At 64.9% G+C, this 1,574-nt stretch carries 2 protein-coding genes and 1 pseudogene; 1 reads left to right on the top strand and 2 read right to left on the bottom strand.

Going from position 1 to position 1,574, the window contains the following annotated elements; all coding sequences use genetic code 11:
- A partial coding sequence (locus tag EOA24_RS34705; protein ID WP_127410632.1) for a disulfide bond formation protein B occupies positions 1-366 on the top strand: 366 nt, incomplete at its 5' end.
- Positions 367-533: 167 nt separating this feature from the next.
- Here EOA24_RS34705 and EOA24_RS34710 read toward each other — a convergent pair.
- Together EOA24_RS34710 and EOA24_RS43520 are read right to left on the bottom strand one after the other, a co-directional pair.
- Entirely contained in the window at positions 534-1,091 is a 558-nt protein-coding gene (locus tag EOA24_RS34710) for an HNH endonuclease (protein ID WP_027167440.1), read from the bottom strand.
- A 110-nt stretch (positions 1,092-1,201) separates the two neighbouring features.
- Positions 1,202-1,574: pseudogene (locus EOA24_RS43520) on the bottom strand (DNA-3-methyladenine glycosylase 2 family protein); the annotation flags it as partial.

Genomic DNA, 1,574 nt, shown 5'->3' on the forward strand with positions numbered 1-1,574 from the left:
CCCTATTATGTCGGCGCGCCGCTGATGCTGCTGGCGGTAATCGCCTCGATGCTTCATGCGCCGGCCTGGGCTACGCGCGGCCTGCTGGGGATCGGCGGCTTGCTGATGCTCTACGGCCTCTATCTCGGCGTCTACCACTCCGGCGTCGAATGGCATTGGTGGGCCGGCCCGACCGACTGCACGGCGGGCGCCGGCCCGGTCGACACCGGCGGCAAGGGCGTGCTCGACGCGCTCGACAAATTCGTGCCGCCCTCCTGCGACAAGGCGGCGCTCCGCATCCTCGGTCTCTCGCTCGCCGGCTGGAACGCTATCGCCAGCCTCGTGCTGGCCGCCGTCGCCTTCCGCAGCGCGTTATCCCGCGACTGAGCCAATTTTCTATCGAACGGCACGGCGGAGAGTTCGTCCAGAAATTCGCCAGCCCGGATTGGCTGGCGCGGCTTTCGAGAACCGGAGCGGAGCGTACTTAAGTACGTGAGCACCGGAAGCGCAGAAAGCTGCGGCAGACGGCCGGGCTCGCGGATTTCTGCCGAACTCTAAGGTTCCAGCTCGACATCCCAGTAGAGATAATCCATCCAGCTTTCATGCAGATGGTTGGGCGGGAACAGGCGGCCGTTGTTGTGCAGGTCGTGCACCGTCGGCTGGTAGGGCTTCTGCAGCGGCCACATCTTGGCCTGCGCCGGCATCATGCCGCCCTTGCGAAGATTGCAGGGCGAGCAGGCGGCGACGACATTCTCCCAGGTCGTCGCCCCGCCGCGATGGCGCGGGATGACATGGTCGAAGGTCAGATCCTCCGGCGTGCCGCAATACTGGCACTGGAAACGGTCGCGCAGGAACACGTTGAAGCGGGTGAAGGCGGGATGCCGGGACGGCTTCACATAGGCCTTGAGGCTGACCACGCTCGGCAGCTTCATCGAGAAGGTCGGCGAGGAGACGGCGTGCTCGTATTCTGCGACGATGTTGACCCGGTCGAGGAAGACAGCCTTGATGGCGTCCTGCCACGACCAGAGCGACAGGGGGTAATAGCTGAGCGGGCGGTAGTCCGCATTCAGCACCAGCGCGGGAAGCCCATCCGGAGATACGGCAACCGTCACGTCCTTCGCCTCCTACATTCCAAACCGAACGGCGCGGATACTGTAAGCCCGACATGACAGGGATGTGAAGCGGATTGTCTCTCGCCGAAACTCTCAAAAACGCATGATTTTCATGCTTTATTGGCCATTTCGACGGGAGGCGCCGCGTCCCTGCCCTTCAGTTCACGATAGTAGGCCCAAAAAAGCCGCGACGCGACACCCCGCCAGGGGCTCCATGATTCGGCCAGCCGGATCAGCATTTTCTCCGGCGGACGCGGGTCGATGCCGAGCGCATGGCCGACCGCCGTCTGCAGCGCGACATCGCGCGCGGGGAAGACGTCCGGATGGCCGGCGGCGAACAACAGATAGCATTCGGCCGTCCATGGGCCGATGCCGGGCACGGCCGTCATCGCGGCGATCGCCTCGCCGGCGTCCAGGGTGCACAGGTGATCGAGATCGAGCCCGCCGGCAACGGCTTGCGCGACCGCGAGCAGCCCGCGCTGT

This window comes from Mesorhizobium sp. M2A.F.Ca.ET.039.01.1.1 (assembly GCF_003998035.1).
In the GTDB taxonomy this organism is placed as follows: domain Bacteria; phylum Pseudomonadota; class Alphaproteobacteria; order Rhizobiales; family Rhizobiaceae; genus Mesorhizobium.